Here is a 14,717-nt window from a genome sequence, read left to right as displayed (position 1 = left end):
TAACAAGCTAGAGATTATCATGAACGTTGATACCAACCTTCGCGAACTTTTCGGCGTGGACGAGCGGCCGGAAGCCTTTGACCAGGTTTCCATCACGGTCGCATCCCCGGACGTCATCCGCTCTTGGTCCAAGGGCGAGGTGAAGAACCCGGAAACCATCAATTACCGTACCTTCAAGCCGGAAAAAGGCGGCCTCTTCTGCGAGCGGATCTTCGGACCGACCCGTGACTGGGAGTGCGCCTGCGGCAAGTACAAGCGCATCAAGCACAAGGGCGTCGTCTGCGACCGTTGTGGCGTGGAAGTCACCCTGAGCCGCGTTCGCCGCGAGCGCATGGGCCACATCGAACTGGCCGTGCCCGTGTCGCACATCTGGTTCTACAAGTGCATGCCGTCCCGCATCGGCCTGGTGCTGGACATCAGCGCCCGCCACCTCGAGCGCGTCATTTACTACGAGGACTACGTCGTCACCGAGCCGGGCAATACCCCGCTCGAGCGCGGCCAGCTCCTCACGGAGAACGAACTCCGCGATTCCGAGGATGCCTACGGTGAATCTTCCTTCCGCGCCGCCATGGGTGCCGAGGCGATCCAGGATCTGCTCGCGCAGGTCGACTTGGCCGACCTTGCCATCAAGCTGGAGCAGGAGCTCGAAACCACCCGCTCGAAGCAGAACAAGAAGAAGCTCTCGAAGCGTCTCAAGATCACCCAAGGCTTTGCGCAATCGAAGTCGCGCCCGGAATGGATGATCCAGACCGTGCTGCCGGTGATCCCGCCAGACCTTCGTCCGCTGGTTCCGCTTGAAGGCGGTCGTTTCGCGACTTCCGACCTCAACGACCTGTATCGCCGCGTCATCAACCGCAACAACCGTCTCAAGAACCTCCTCCAGCTCAAGACGCCGGAGGTCATCATCCGCAACGAAAAGCGGATGCTGCAAGAGGCTGTTGATGCGCTCTTCGACAACGGTCGCCACGGCCGTGCCGTCACCGGTGCTGGCAACCGTCCGCTGAAGTCCCTGAGCGACATGCTCAAGGGCAAGGGCGGCCGCTTCCGTCAGAACCTGCTCGGCAAGCGCGTCGACTACTCGGGTCGCTCGGTTATCGTCATCGGTCCGGACCTCACTCTCAACCAGTGCGGTCTGCCGAAGAAGATGGCTCTGACCTTGTTCGAGCCCTTCATCATCCGTCGCCTCAAGGAACTCGGCTACTGCCACACGGTTCGCTCGGCGAAGAAGATGATCGACCGCAAGACCCCGGAAGTCTGGGACATCCTCGCGGAAGTCACCAAGGGTCACCCGGTGTTCCTGAACCGCGCACCGACGCTGCACCGTCTCTCGATCCAGGCCTTCGAACCGAAGCTGATCGAAGGTGAGGCCATTCGCGTTCACCCGCTCGTTTGCACGGCTTATAACGCCGACTTCGACGGTGACCAGATGGCCGTGCACGTGCCGCTCTCGGTCGAAGCCCAGATGGAAGCGCGCCAGCTGATGCTCGCGCCGAACAACATCTTCTCGCCCGCGTCCGGTCGCCCGATCACGACGCCGTCGCAGGACATCATTCTGGGCTCGTACTACCTCACCTGGGCGCCAGTGCGCACCCAGAAGGATCGCGAAAAGCAGGAGCACCTCCCGCTGTTCGAGAACTCCTCCGAGGTCGAGTTCGCCATCGCATCCCGCAAGGTCGGCTATCACCAGTGGATCCGCATCCGTAACCCCAACTTCGGGAAGCCGGGTACGGTCTATGGTGACCACGAGAGCAAGATTCTCGAGACCACGCCGGGTCGCGTCCGCTTCAATGAAATCTGGCCTGCCGGCCTTGGCTTCATCAACCGCACCGTCGGTAAGAAGCAGATGTCGGACATCATCTGGCGCACTTATCAGGTGTCCGGCCAGAAGACCACGGTCCAGACACTCGATGCGCTTAAGAGCCTCGGCTTCCGCGAAGCCACCCGCTCCGGCACCTCGATCGGTATCGTTGACATGGTCGTGCCGGAAGAGAAGCCGGCGATCATCGCCGACGCCTACGCCCAAGTGGACAAGGTGACCAAGCAGTACCGCAACGGCGTCATCACCGACGGCGAGCGCTACCAGAAGGTCGTCGACATCTGGACGCACGCCACCGACACCATCGCGTCCGCGCTCTATCGCAAGATCGAGTTCAACGACGGCAAGCCGGGTGCAAGCCCGCTGTTCATGATGGTCGACTCCGGCGCTCGTGGTAACAAGTCGCAGATCAAGCAGCTCTCCGGCATGCGCGGCCTCATGGCCAAGCCGTCCGGTGAAATCATTGAGCGTCCGATCACCTCGAACTTCCGTGAAGGTCTGTCCGTGTTGGAATACTTCATTTCCACTCACGGTGCCCGTAAGGGTCTGGCCGACACGGCGCTCAAGACCGCGGACTCGGGTTACATGACCCGCAAGCTCGTGGACGTGGCTCAGGATGTCATCGTCACGGTGCAAGATTGCGGCACTGCCAGCGGCATCGTCGTTGCGCCGATCTATGACGGCGACGAAGAGGCGGCCTCGCTGGGCCTGCGTATCTACGGCCGCACTTCGTGCGAGCAGGTCAAGGACCCGGTCACCGGCCAGATCGTGCTCGATTACGATGAGCTTGTGGACGAAAACTCGGCCAAAGCGGTCGAGCGCATCGGCTACGAGAAGCTGAAGATCCGCTCGGTGCTCACCTGTGAAGCCAAGCGCGGTTGCTGTGCGAAGTGCTACGGCTTGAACCTCGCCACCGGCAAGCCGGTGAAGATCGGTGAAGCGGTCGGTATCATCGCCGCCCAGTCGATCGGTGAACCCGGCACGCAGCTCACGATGCGTACCTTCCACGTGGGTGGTGTGGCTGCTGCAACGTTCAAGCAGCCGATCATCAAGGCGAAGAACAACGGCCGCGTGATCTACAAGGATCTCCGCGTCGTCGAAAGCGCCGAAGGCAAGTGGGTGGTGCTCAACAAGAACGGCTCCGTGTCCATCCGCGACAAGGACGGTCTGGAGCTCGAAAGCCAGCTGATCGTCATCGGCTCCGTCATTGAGATCAAGGACGGCGACGACGTGAAGAAGGGCGACACCGTTGCCACCTGGGATCCTTACAACGTGCCGATTCTCACGGAGAAGCCGGGTAAGGTGGAGTTCCGCGACATGATCTCGGGCATCACCGTTACCAACGAGACCGACAAGGAAACCGGCAAGAAGGTCATGGTGGTCACCGAGCACAAGGAAGACCTCCACCCGCAGGTGGTGCTCGTGGACGAGAAGACCAAGGAAGTCCGTGCGTCTTACTCGATCCCGGTCGGCGCTCACCTTTCCGTCAAGGAAGGCGAAGTGGTCACGGGGGGCACGCAGCTCGCCAAGACTCCCCGCAAGGTGGCCCGCACCAAGGACATCACCGGTGGTCTGCCGCGCGTTGCCGAGCTCTTCGAAGCCCGCAAGCCGAAGGATGCCTGCGTCATCGCCAAGATCGAAGGGGAAGTCTCCTTCGGTGGCACCGTCCGCGGCAAGAAGAAGGTCATCGTCACCGACGCCGATTCTGGCGAGCAGGTGGAGCACTTGGTCCCGATGGGCCGCCACATCATCGTCACCGATGGTGACCGCGTGAAGCGTGGTGACCAGATCACGGAAGGCCCTGTATCTCCGGAAGACCTCCTCGAGGCTTGCGGTGCCCAGGAACTCCAGGAGCACTTGGTGAACGAGGTGCAGTCCGTTTACCGCGTCCAAGGCGTGGAAATCAACGACAAGCACATCGAGATCATCATCCGCCAGATGCTGCGCAAGGTGAAGATCACCGACCCGGGCGACGCGGATCAGCTCCTCTGGGGCGACCAGATCGACCGCTCCGCCTTCAACCGCATCAACGACGGCATCGTCGCCAGCGGTGGTAAGCCGGCGGAAGCCGAACCGGTGCTGCTTGGTATCACCAAGGCCTCGCTCGAAACCGACTCGTTCATCTCCGCGGCGTCCTTCCAGGACACCACCCGCGTGCTGACCGAAGCGGCTACCCTCGGCAAGGTGGACTACCTGACGGGCTTCAAGGAGAACGTCATCATGGGTCACCTCATCCCGGCTGGCTCCGGTTTCGATTGTCACCGCGACGCCGACATCGAGTTCACCGTGGAAGAGCCCGAGCCGATCTTCGTCCCGGCTGCGCCGGAAGGCGAAGAGGTCGTCGAGAGCGCCTGATCAGTTCGTCATCGAATCATTCCAAGCCCGGCCGTGCGAGAGTGCGGCCGGGCTTTTTTGTGGGGTCTTGGTTCTCTGCTGCTGGCCGCTGCGTTGACATTTCCCGCTTCGCCGGGCTTGTTAGTGGCATGCTCCGACGCTTGGAAATTCTCAATCGCCGTTTGTCGGAGACGGATGCGGAGGATGCGCGGATCCTACTCTACGTTGCGCCGGATGAGGCGGAGCGGAAGTATCTGACGGATGAGCTTGGAATCGATCCCCACACGCTGACATCGGCGAGTGACCCGGATGAGCTCGGGCGGGTCGAATTCGAGCCCAATCACGCGGCGATCATTTTCAAGCGGCCGAAGCAGTACTGCGCGGACGACAACTTCTTCTTCAAGATCAGCTCGGTGGGGATCTTCCTATTCCGGGAGCGGCTGGTGTTCGTGGTGGCGGAGGACAACCTGCGCTTCGAGGGGAAGCATTTCCAGCAGATCAACAGCCTGGAGGAACTGCTGCTAAAGGTGGTCTTCCGCTGCATCTGGCACTTCGAGGAGCACCTCAAGGTCTTCAACATGATCGCCGAGGAGCTGGAGCACAAAGTGAACCTCTCGATGGAGAACAAGCACCTGCTGCACATGTTCACGCTCGAGAAGAGCCTCGTGTACTACCTCAATGCAATCAGCAGCAACGGGCGGGTGATCGAGAAGCTGAAGGCGCTGGCGACCCGGTTCCGGTTCACGACCGAGGATGTGGAGTTCCTCGATGACCTGACGATTGAGAACGCCCAGTGCCACGAAATGGCGAATACCTACAGCCAGGTGCTTGCCAGTCTCGTGGGTGCGCGGGTCAGCGTGGTGAGCAATAATCTCAACGTGCTGATGAAGCGGCTGATGATCGTGACGATCGGGCTGATGCTGCCCACCGCGGTGTTCAGCCTCTTCGGCATGAACTTAAAGCTGCCGATCAACGAGAGTCACGGAGCTGTCGGCTTTTGGATCGTGATCGTCCTGGCGATTCTTTCGGGAATGTCCGTGTTCGTGATGGTCCGGTGGAAGAAGTTCTGAGCTGGCCGGTCACCGCGAGGCGGTCTCGACGCGTTCGCCGGCTTCCTTGGTCAAAAGCTCGGCGATCGCCCAATCAAACCAGTAGGGACGGATGGGTTTGCCACGTTCGAAGTCCTTGCCGTCGCAATTCCTGACGATGTCGCGGGCCTTGCGGAGAGAAATTCCTGCCAAGTCGGCATGGCCCGCATTGGCGTGAGCCATGGCGGCGACGGCTTCAAGGGATGCCTGGCAGGAGCTCTTGCACTCGGGGCTGGTGATGCCCATTTCGCAGGCATCAAGAGCCTCATCGTAGTCGCCGTTCCGGAGGCAATAGAGCGACAGTGATAGTGAAGACCAGGCAGGGCAGGGCGTTTTACGGGGATCGCCCATGGTGTCCACGTCCTTGCGTAGCTTCTCCAGAATGGCGGAGTCCGCAGGCTGGAGGAGGCAGACTTTCAGGAGGTGCTCCGCCTTCTGTTGCCCTTCGGCGGGAGTGTAGCGATCCATCATTTCATCGCGAAACTCCCGGTATTGTGCTGCATCTTCCCGCAGCAGTGCGGCGGAGATGGCCATGAGGTCGTCACCTTGCAGGATCTTCTGCGCGTTATCCTGGCGATTGGCCTGGCGAAGAAGCTGAAAGCATTGGTGGGATTGATTCCAGCGGCCGTGCTCGGAATTCCAGTCACCGAGGGAGCGGAAGACGGCGGCGGCTTCGAGCGAGGGCTCGATGGATTCGAGGGGGTAGTCTCGTCGCAGGGCGTCCGCCTCGTCGATGCGTCCCTGATCGAGTAGGAAGGCTGCACGGGCGACATTCGATCTGGCATCCGCCTGTTTGCGGAGCCGGCTTTCCTGATTGCGGGCGGCTTGGGCTTCGTTCTTCAGCCGGAGTTGTTCGATCGCGGTCTTTCGCTCGCTCTCGTACATGGCAGCCGTGATGGCGAGGCCGGTGATGAGTAGCATCACGAGCAGCACTCCGGCGCCGAAAGCGAAGCGATTGCGCTGAACGAACTTGGTCAGCACATAGGCACCCGAGGGTGGCCGCGCTGCGATGGGCTGATGGGTGAGGAAGCGCTTGATGTCGGTCGCAAGCCCGTTGGCGGTCTGATAGCGACGCATGCGGTTCTTCTCGAGCGCCATCATCACGATCCAGTCGAGATCGCCTTTCACGAAGCTCACTAGAGAGGAGGAGTCAGTGCTGCGCTCGGCGGCGAGCGTGCGCAGGTTCTCGGGCGGCAGCTTCGAGATGATCTCGGATGGCCGGAGCGTTTCCCACGTCAGCAGAGATTTCCGGATCTGTGAAAAAGTGGGTTCCGCGGTGGTGGAGCGATCGATGGGCGTGGCTCCTGTTAGTAGCTCGTAGAGCAGCACGCCGAGGCTGAAGATGTCGCTGCGGGTATCGACGTCGATGCCGGTCAGGGCGACCTGCTCGGGACTCATGTAGGCGGGAGTCCCGAAGAATTGGTCATGCGCCGTGATCGCTTCGCCTCGGGTGACGCCGGATGACTTGGCGATGCCGAAGTCGATGATCTTCGGGACGTGCGTGCCGTCCTGCAGGGTGACGAGAATATTCGACGGCTTGATGTCGCGGTGGATGACGCCTTTCTGGTGAGCGTGCTGGATGGCATTGCAGACGAGCACGAACAGCTCAAGGCGTGCGACGCAATCGAGCTTGTGGCGATTGCAATAGCGGACGATCGGCTCGCCGGTGACGAGTTCCATCGCGAAGAACGGTTTTCCCGACGGTGTGGTGCCGGCCTCGAAGACCTTGGCGATGTTCGGGTGATCCATCAACGCGAGCGCTTGCCGCTCGATGTCGAAGCGGACGAGCGCGCCCGGGTTCTCGGCATCCATGCGGACGATCTTCAGGGCGACCCGCCGGCGGATGGGATGTTCCTGCTCCGCCTCGTAGACCACACCGCCGCCGCCTTCGCCGAGGCGTGAGATCAGGCGATAGGGGCCGAGTTTCTCGGGCATGCTTTCCTCGTCGGGAAAGCGGGCTGGCAGCGTCGAGGGGGGCTTGGTTTCGGATAGGATATTCGCGGTGACCTGGGCTCGCTCTTCACGGGCTTCGAGGAAGAAGGTTGCCGCGCCATCGGTGGCTTCGAGGAGCCTCGTCATCTCGTGCCTGGCGGCATCACGGTTCTCGAAGACGCGATCGAGGAAAGCCCGGCGCGCATCCGGATCGTCCAACGAGAGGGCAACTTCCAGAATGGCGCTGCTGATTTCCTCGTCGTGGCCGTTCGCGTTCATGGGCACCGGAGGCTATTCCTTCTGCTGATCTTCCTGAATCAGGCGATAGAGCTTTGCCTTGGCGAACATCCATTGCCGTTCCACCGAGCGCATACTGCGGCCGGTGACCTCGCTGATCTCCTCGCTGCTCAGTCCGCCGTAGAACTTCAACAGCACGACCTTCGCGGAGTAGGGGTCGATCTTTTCCAACTTGGTCAGGCAGTCGTGGATCAGGAGGATGTGCGAGTCGTCTTCGAACACGCCGGCGTCCAGGTTCTCGGGGGGGCGTGTCCGCTTCTGCCGCGATTGGGCCCGGACGCGGTCCACGAGGATGCGTCTCATGGCCTGCGCGGCGGCATTGAAGAAGTGCTCCTTGCTCTGCCACATCTTCCCATCGATCTCGGAAAGCCGGATCCACGCCTCGTGGACGAGCGCGGTGGGCTGGAGCGTCTTGCTGGCGCTATCGCGATCCAGGCGGAACGCGGCCAAGCGCCGCAGCTCGTCGTATACGACGGGCAGCAATTCGGCGGAAGAGAAGCAAAACTCGTCCGCTCTGATTTCGGGACCTTGGGTCGTCGTTCCCATCCCTTGTTCGGGTAAGTCGCTGGGATTTCGGGCGCAAGCGGAATCGTAGCCCCGCTCGCGGGGAAGGGTTTAGTCGGGAAATTTCGTGCACTTCAGATTTTTTTGGCGGGTTTGGTAGCGGGATGGCGAAATCTTCTCATGGCCTGATGTCCGGGCCGGTCCGACGCGATGATCCCGAGTTTCCTGAAACCCCGTCTCTTGCCCCGCCCATGAATGGCAAGATTCTTTGTTCCGTGGCGATTTGCGGGGCTGGCCTTCCCTTGCAGGCGCAGCTGATCGGGACCGAGGCTTTCGCCTATCCCAATGGACCGATTGCCAATCGAGCGGGCGGCACCGGGTTCAATCGCGACCAGTTCGACAAGACGGTGACGGCGGGCACCTCGGACTGGGACAATGTCGTCGGCGTTCCGCTGGTCGTGGGCAACGTGCTCACAACCGAAAACAGCAGCGCGAAGCGCGAGTACAATGGCCCGGTGGAGGGCATCGGAAAGGGGGAGAACGATGGTCAGGATGATCACGAGCGCAGTGGTGCGATCCGGAACGTCGGCCGCGTCTTCTATCGCTTCACCATGACCCGCGGGCCGGAGACCACGTGGAGCGGTGCGAGCAGCTATGATTTTGGCGCCGAGAGGGTATTTTTCGGTGTGCCGGGAGGCAATGGTCCCACCACGGGATCCGTGGAATTCGGGTGTGTCGCGTGTGTCGGCAATGGAAACTACTACTTTACCGGGATCCCTGCCGACACGGCTCCGCACACGATCGTGACCGTGATCGATTTCGACCATGACTTCATCGGCATGTGGGTCGATCCCACTGCGACGGATTACTACGATTCGGTGGATGGCTCGAGCTCGGTGGATGCGGGTGGTCCCTATACCGCGGAGCTGTGGTCCACGGCGGTGCGACTCGGCTCGAGTCCCGGCGGTCCCACAGCGTGGGATGACCTTTCGGTAGCGCTTGATCCGATCTCGGTGGGTCTCAGGGATGGCAGCGATGTGGACGGAGACGGACTGCCTGCCTCATTCGAGGCTCTCCATGGTTTGGACGATCACGACGACGGGACCTCGGGGGAAAGCTCGCCCGGTGCGAAGGACGGCCCGAATGGTGCCTTGGGCGATCCCGATGGAGACAAAATCGGCAACCTGGTGGAATACGATGACGGCACCTTCCCGAACGAGGCTGATTCCGATTTGGACGGCTTGGACGATGCCCGCGAAAAGGCGTTGGGGACGGATCCGCTCAATCCGGACACCGACCGCGATGGGCTTACCGACAGCGACGAGGTCAATGTCCATGCGACCGACCCACTGCTCGCGGACAGCGATGGCGACGGCACCGCGGACTTCACTGCGATCGCATTGAAATTGGCACCGCGGAAGACGGGAGATGCTCCCGCGTCGCATGGGAACAAGGATCTCGTGGGGATCGAGTTCTTCGATGACTACACGGACGGGACGATTGCCGGTTTCTCGGGTGGCCGGGGCTGGGACTACGACAACGTCGCCCGTGATGAAACCTTCACCGGACATACCACTCTGAAGTCACCGTGGACCAACGTGGTCGGTGCTTCCGCCATCAAGTCGGGGGCCTTGTTGACTCGCACGGGTTCGGCGAAGCGCGCTTTTCATGGAGGCTCGGCCAACACGAAGGCGGTGGTAGGTGAAAGGTCCGGCTCGTGGCGGGAGGATGCCGCTGCCACAGGGATCAATGGAAGCAATGTGCTTTACGTGAAAGTGAGCCTCACGCGCCAAGAGGGAGTTTCGTGGAGCGGACTCAGCATTTACGAGTTCGAGAGGGAGCGGATTTTCCTCGGTGTGCCAGCGGCTGCCAATGTCCGGTCGGGCAAACAGGAATTTGCCATCGAGCAGACATCGACCGGGGCGCGTGCTTTCAGCGGAGTCGCCGCCGTCTTCGGGGCTCCCTTCACCCTTGTCGCCAAGCTCGATTTCGCGGACTCGCGGGTGGACCTCCGCATGGATCCCGATCTTTCGATTCCCGAGGCGTCTTCGCCCATTGCGGCCACGCTGCGAATCACACCGATACAGATGAATGCCACGGGTGTCCGTCTCGGGTCCGGTGGCACGGGCGCGGCCGTGTGGGATGAATTGGTGGTTGGGACGACTTGGGAGAGTCTGCGTGCGCAGCCTTCGGAGGGCGACTAAGCAACCTGCGATGTTGCGGCTGCCTGCCAATAGGCGGGGTCGTCAACGATCGCGAGCGCCTGTTCGGTGGTGAGTGACATTTGCACTGCCCGCTCGAGCCGTAGCTGGCGCTCTGCCCAGCGTTGGCGCTCCTGAGGTGAGACCGGTTGGTTTTTCCACGGCACGCGTTGTCCGACGAGTAGTGCCCACCAGCCTTCGATGCCGAATTGGGAGGCACGGGGCAGGAGCATATCGTGCGCGAATGAACTCGGGCCGTTCTCCTGGTAGAAGGTCACCATGCGGGCGGCGTCCGGCGACAGGGGTAGTTCATGGCAGTGCTTCCAGAACGGCGTGTCCATCAGCGTATTGAACTTGTAGTGGATCATCAGGAAGGAACGGATTTCCTCCCAGACGCTTGCAGAGAAACGGTTGTAGAGATCAGCCAAGGTTTGTCTCACTTCCAGCCGGCCCTCTAACAGACTGGCGGCCAGAGCGCGCAGCTCCATGCAGAGCACCATCAGCGCGGTGGCTTCCATGGGTTCCACAAATCCGGCGGAGTTGCCGACGGCGCAGACGTTTCCCACCCACGACCGTCGGTAATGACCGGAGATAAAGGGAACCACACGCGTCTGTTTCACCAAGGGATTCCGCTCCCGGAAGACGCGCTCGGCCTCCTCGTCGCTGGTGAAGGCGGAGGAGTAGACGTAGCCGCGGTTGACGTGGTGCCGGTGATCGATCCGCCAGCTCCATCCCGCGGGCATGGTCTCGGCCGTGGTGAATGGCTGGATGGGATCGCCCTCCTGACGTTCCCAACCGCCCACCACCGCACGGTCGCAGATCAGGCTGTCAGCGAAGGATTCGAAGGGCTCTTCCAAGATGCCGCGCAAGAGTTCGCTGCGGAAGCCTGAGGCATCCACGTAGAAGTCCGCCTGTACGGTGCCGCCATCTTCGAGCGTGAGATGAGTGATGTGTTCGCCATCCCGGGCAGCATCGGTGATTTCCGCATCGGTGATCGTCACGCCGGCCCGCTTGGCTTCGCCTTCCAGCCAAGCAACGAGGCGGGGATTCTCCAGATGAAAGCCGTATGAATCATCGATCCTGGGCTGGTTGTTTTCATCCGGCAGGAATACCTTTCGCTGCTGCATGAGACGGCCGATGAAGCCGGATTCGTAGGGCTTCTCCCACGAATAAAAGCCATTGGACCGGCTGAAGCCGGTGTCCGAGACGCTGTAGTGATTCCCGAAGGCATAGGGGAACTCACCGCGGGGTCCCCAGATGAAATGGATGCCGCGCTTCCAGACGGGATGCACTTCGCGAAAGAACCGCTCTTGATCGAGCTTCAGGTAGTCGAACAAAAAGGACGGGAAGTTCGGCGTGGTGCCTTCGCCGACGCCGATGATGCCGATGCGGGGACTGCGCAGAATCCGCACCGTCACCATTGCCGGCAGCTTCTTCTTCAAGGTCAAGGCGGCTAGCAGTCCTGCGGATCCCGCGCCCAGGACGACGATGGTGGAGATGGGTTTCTGCATGGCGTGCTACGGGAGGCGGCACGCCGGAGTCGCGGCAAGCACGGGAGGTGTGGGCTTCATGGGTTTATCGAAAAGAATCCGTCAATGGCGGGAGAAACCCGCCAAAGAATTTGCAATGATTCCGCTCAGCGCGAGAGAGCCTGAACCCTCAGGCCCGCTTCCTTGATCAACAGCTCCGCGATCTCCCAGTCGAACCAGCACGGGCCGACCGGCACTCCGCGCTGGAAGTCCTTGCCATCGCAGCGCTTCGCCAGATCGCGAGCGCGGGCGAATGCTTCCTTCGCCGGCCCGACGCTACCCATCCTCGCGAGGGTCAGGGCGGAGACTGCTTCGAGCGAGGCCTCGCACGAGCTCTTGCGTTCCGGGCTGGTTAGGCCGAACTGGCAGGTTCTGAGGGCATGGCCGCAGTCTCCGTTGCGGAGCTGGTACAGCGAGAGGGAGAGTGCCGTCCAAGCGGGGAATGTGGCGCTGCGTGGATCGCCCAGCGTGTCCACGTCGGGACGGAGAGCTCCGAGGATTCTTGAGTCCGCCTGATGAACCAGGCAGACCTTCAGCAGATGCTCCGCGTTGACGGTGCCAACGGCAGGCGCATAGGTCCTCAGCATTTCATCGCGAAACTCCGGATACCTGTTAGGCTCCTTCTTGAGCAGTGCCGCGGTGATGGCCATCAGATCCTGTCCGTTCAGGATCTTCTGAGGGGCCCCGGAAAGATTGGCCTGTCGCAGGAGCTGATAGCACTGGAGTGCCTGGGTCCAGCGGCCGTGCTCGGCGTTCCAGTCGCCGAGTGAGCGGAACACCGCCGCTGCTTCGAGCGATGGCTCGATCGAGGTGAGGGGATACCGCTGGCGCAGCGCGTCCGCTTCATCAATGAGGCCCTGATCGAGCAGGAAGGCAATGCGGGCGACATTCGACCTCGCATCCGCTTCAACGCGGAGGCGGCTTTCTTCATGGCGTGCCGCCTGGGCTTCGTTCTTGAGCCGGAGCTGCTCGACCGCGGCCGAGCGCTCGCGTTCATAGAGCGTGGCGGTGGTGGCGAGGCCTCCGACGAGCAAGGTCACGAGCAGAACCGAGGTGCCGAATGCCAGGCGATTCCGGCGGACGAACTTGGCGAGCACGTAGGTCTTCGATGGCGGATGCGCGGCGATCGGCTGTTGGGTCAGGAAGCGCTTGATATCGACGCCCAGGCCGTTGGCGGTCTGGTAGCGGCGCATCCGGTTCTTCTCGAGTGCCATCATCACGATCCAGTCGAGATCGCCTTTCACGTAGCCGGTGAGGCCAGCCGGCTGCGTGCCCCGCTCGTCCGCAAGCGAACGCAGCTTTTCCGGGGCGAGCTTCGCGAGGTGCTCGGAAGGGCGGAGCATTTCCCAAGTGAGCAGCGACTTGCGGATCTGGGAAAAGCTGAGGTCGGGACAGGTCGAGCGATCGAGCGGGGTGGAACCTGTTAGGAGCTCGTAGAGCAGGACGCCGAGGCTGAAAATGTCGCTCCGGGTGTCCACGTCGATGCCAGTGAGGGCCACCTGCTCGGGACTCATGTACGCCGGGGTTCCGAAGAACTGGTCGTGCGCGGTGATCGATTCGCCCGTCTCGGATTTGGCGATGCCGAAGTCGATGATCTTCGGGACGTGTACGCCGTCCTGAAGCGTGACGATAACGTTCGACGGCTTGATGTCGCGGTGGATGACGCCCTTCTGGTGAGCGTGCTGGATGGCATTGCAGACGAGAACGAAGAGTTCGAGACGAGCCACGCAATCCAGTTGGCGGTGGTTGCAGTAGTTCGTGATGGGCTCGCCGGTGACCAACTCCATCGCGAAGTAAGGCCTCCCCGAAGGCGTGGTGCCTGCGTCGAAGACCTTCGCGATGTTCGGGTGATCCATCATCGCGAGTGCCTGGCGCTCGATGTCGAAGCGTGCCAGCGCGCTCTTGTTCTCGACGTCCATGCGGACGATCTTGAGGGCGACACGCCGGCGGATCGGGTGTTCCTGCTCGGCCTCGTAGACCACGCCGCCGCCACCTTCACCGAGCCGGGCGATCAATCGGTAAGGGCCGAGTTTCTCCGGTGGCGCATCGCCATCGATGAAGCGGCGCGGTCCGGGTGGGCGACCTTGCTGTGTTTCGGAGAGGATCGTTGCGGTGAGGTTGGCCCGCTGTTCGCGAGCCTCGAGGAAGAACGTTGCCGCCTCGTCGGTCGCCTTGAGGAGGAGGGTCATTTCCTCCTTCTCAGCCTCGTTGTTCATGAAGACCCGCTCGAGGAAAGCCTGTCGCGCGGTCGGATCGTCCAGCGAGAGTGCGACCTCCATGATCGCCCCGCTGATCTCCTCGTCGTGATGGCTTTCTTCGTTCACGGGCTGCAAGCCGGGAATGGTTCCCTTTTTTCTGGGGTAGGCATCGGGGTTTCGTCGCGCAAGCTCAATCGACGGCGGCTCCGTTGATGACGAACCGTGGGGAGGAAAATTGTCAGCGCGGTGTTTTGTTGGCGGGAGATGCTGCCGGATGGCGGACTCATGGAGTAGATCCCCGGCGATCGCGTGGAAGCGGTATCGCTTTCGCGCGAGCGTCCGTGCACTGGATCACGAGTTTCCCGCGTCCGGCAAATTGGGTTCTGCCAGAGGTCGGGCGGATGCGCGGGCGGATCGGGTTTCCGCCCGCGCATTCACCTTCGGATTCCGCAAGGCGGAGGGTTTCTCAAAGTTCCCGCATTTTTTTGGCGGGGTTCTTTCCGAAACGTCGGACTTCGGAATGGACGCGCACGACCCATGCGCTTTCCCGGGCACGCGGAGACGCGTCTGGTCCGGGCCAACCCAAGTTGAACGAACCCAAGTGAAGAACCCTCAGCTCCCCACCTTGATCATCTCCGGCCTGCTGCCCGTGACGAGTCAGGCCGTGCCGTCTGCCACCGTGTTGGTGACGAGTGATCATGGCGCGCACCGCGGCCACATGGCCATGTGCCGGCGCATTTGAGCCGACTTTCCGTCACCGCTCCGCCGATCGCCCGCTTTGGGTGCGAAGGGTGGCGGTGGCTTTCCCTCTCTCTCCC

8 protein-coding genes are annotated in these 14,717 nt (G+C 61.7%); 4 read left to right on the top strand and 4 right to left on the bottom strand.

Annotated features, from left to right (window positions below):
• Positions 1-19: 19 nt before the first annotated feature.
• Together rpoC and WKV53_RS04045 are read left to right on the top strand one after the other, a co-directional pair.
• Positions 20-4,171, top strand: a complete 4,152-nt coding sequence (gene rpoC, locus WKV53_RS04050) for a DNA-directed RNA polymerase subunit beta' (protein WP_341403071.1) — start codon at positions 20-22, stop codon at positions 4,169-4,171.
• A gap of 128 nt (positions 4,172-4,299) precedes the next feature.
• Positions 4,300-5,220: a magnesium transporter CorA family protein gene (locus WKV53_RS04045; RefSeq protein WP_341403070.1), complete on the top strand. Its 921-nt coding sequence runs from the start codon at positions 4,300-4,302 to the stop codon at positions 5,218-5,220.
• Positions 5,221-5,229: 9 nt separating this feature from the next.
• Here WKV53_RS04045 and WKV53_RS04040 read toward each other — a convergent pair whose 3' ends face one another.
• Both WKV53_RS04040 and WKV53_RS04035 read right to left on the bottom strand, forming a co-directional pair.
• Positions 5,230-7,449, bottom strand: coding sequence for a serine/threonine protein kinase (locus tag WKV53_RS04040; protein ID WP_341403069.1), 2,220 nt, complete (start codon positions 7,447-7,449; stop codon positions 5,230-5,232).
• A gap of 12 nt (positions 7,450-7,461) precedes the next feature.
• Entirely contained in the window at positions 7,462-8,013 is a 552-nt protein-coding gene (locus WKV53_RS04035) for an ECF-type sigma factor (RefSeq protein ID WP_341403068.1), read from the bottom strand.
• A gap of 209 nt (positions 8,014-8,222) precedes the next feature.
• Between WKV53_RS04035 and WKV53_RS04030 the strand changes: the two genes are divergently transcribed.
• The gene (locus WKV53_RS04030; RefSeq protein WP_341403067.1) at positions 8,223-10,175 is read left to right on the top strand and encodes a hypothetical protein; all 1,953 of its coding nucleotides are present in this window, start codon (positions 8,223-8,225) and stop codon (positions 10,173-10,175) included.
• On the opposite strand, the gene WKV53_RS04025 is transcribed toward WKV53_RS04030, so the two are convergent.
• Together WKV53_RS04025 and WKV53_RS04020 are read right to left on the bottom strand one after the other, a co-directional pair.
• Positions 10,172-11,683: an FAD-dependent oxidoreductase gene (locus tag WKV53_RS04025; protein WP_341403066.1), complete on the bottom strand. Its 1,512-nt coding sequence runs from the start codon at positions 11,681-11,683 to the stop codon at positions 10,172-10,174. The genes WKV53_RS04030 and WKV53_RS04025 overlap by 4 nt on opposite strands.
• A 125-nt stretch (positions 11,684-11,808) precedes the next feature.
• Positions 11,809-14,025 (bottom strand): serine/threonine protein kinase, encoded by a 2,217-nt coding sequence (locus WKV53_RS04020; RefSeq protein WP_341403065.1) that lies wholly within the window; start codon positions 14,023-14,025, stop codon positions 11,809-11,811.
• A gap of 475 nt (positions 14,026-14,500) precedes the next feature.
• On the opposite strand from WKV53_RS04020, the gene WKV53_RS04015 reads away from it, so the two are divergent.
• Positions 14,501-14,641 carry a hypothetical protein gene (locus WKV53_RS04015; RefSeq protein WP_341403064.1) on the top strand — a complete coding sequence of 47 codons (141 nt, stop codon included), beginning with the start codon at positions 14,501-14,503 and terminating at the stop codon, positions 14,639-14,641.
• The last annotated feature ends 76 nt before the right edge of the window (positions 14,642-14,717 follow it).

The organism is Luteolibacter sp. Y139 (assembly GCF_038066715.1).
Lineage (GTDB): Bacteria > Verrucomicrobiota > Verrucomicrobiia > Verrucomicrobiales > Akkermansiaceae > Haloferula > Haloferula soli.
The sequence above is the reverse complement of the archived record's forward strand: the minus strand, read 5'-3'. Positions and strand labels throughout refer to the sequence as shown.

What these genes read in the sequence shown, in the direction of transcription:
- rpoC (WP_341403071.1), top strand. Translation starts at nt 20, where the DNA reads ATGAACGTTGATACCAACCTTCGCGAACTTTTCGGCGTGGACGAGCGG.
- WKV53_RS04045 (WP_341403070.1), top strand. Translation starts at nt 4,300, where the DNA reads ATGCTCCGACGCTTGGAAATTCTCAATCGCCGTTTGTCGGAGACGGAT.
- WKV53_RS04040 (WP_341403069.1), bottom strand. Translation starts at nt 7,449, where the DNA reads ATGAACGCGAACGGCCACGACGAGGAAATCAGCAGCGCCATTCTGGAA.
- WKV53_RS04035 (WP_341403068.1), bottom strand. Translation starts at nt 8,013, where the DNA reads ATGGGAACGACGACCCAAGGTCCCGAAATCAGAGCGGACGAGTTTTGC.
- WKV53_RS04030 (WP_341403067.1), top strand. Translation starts at nt 8,223, where the DNA reads ATGAATGGCAAGATTCTTTGTTCCGTGGCGATTTGCGGGGCTGGCCTT.
- WKV53_RS04025 (WP_341403066.1), bottom strand. Translation starts at nt 11,683, where the DNA reads ATGCAGAAACCCATCTCCACCATCGTCGTCCTGGGCGCGGGATCCGCA.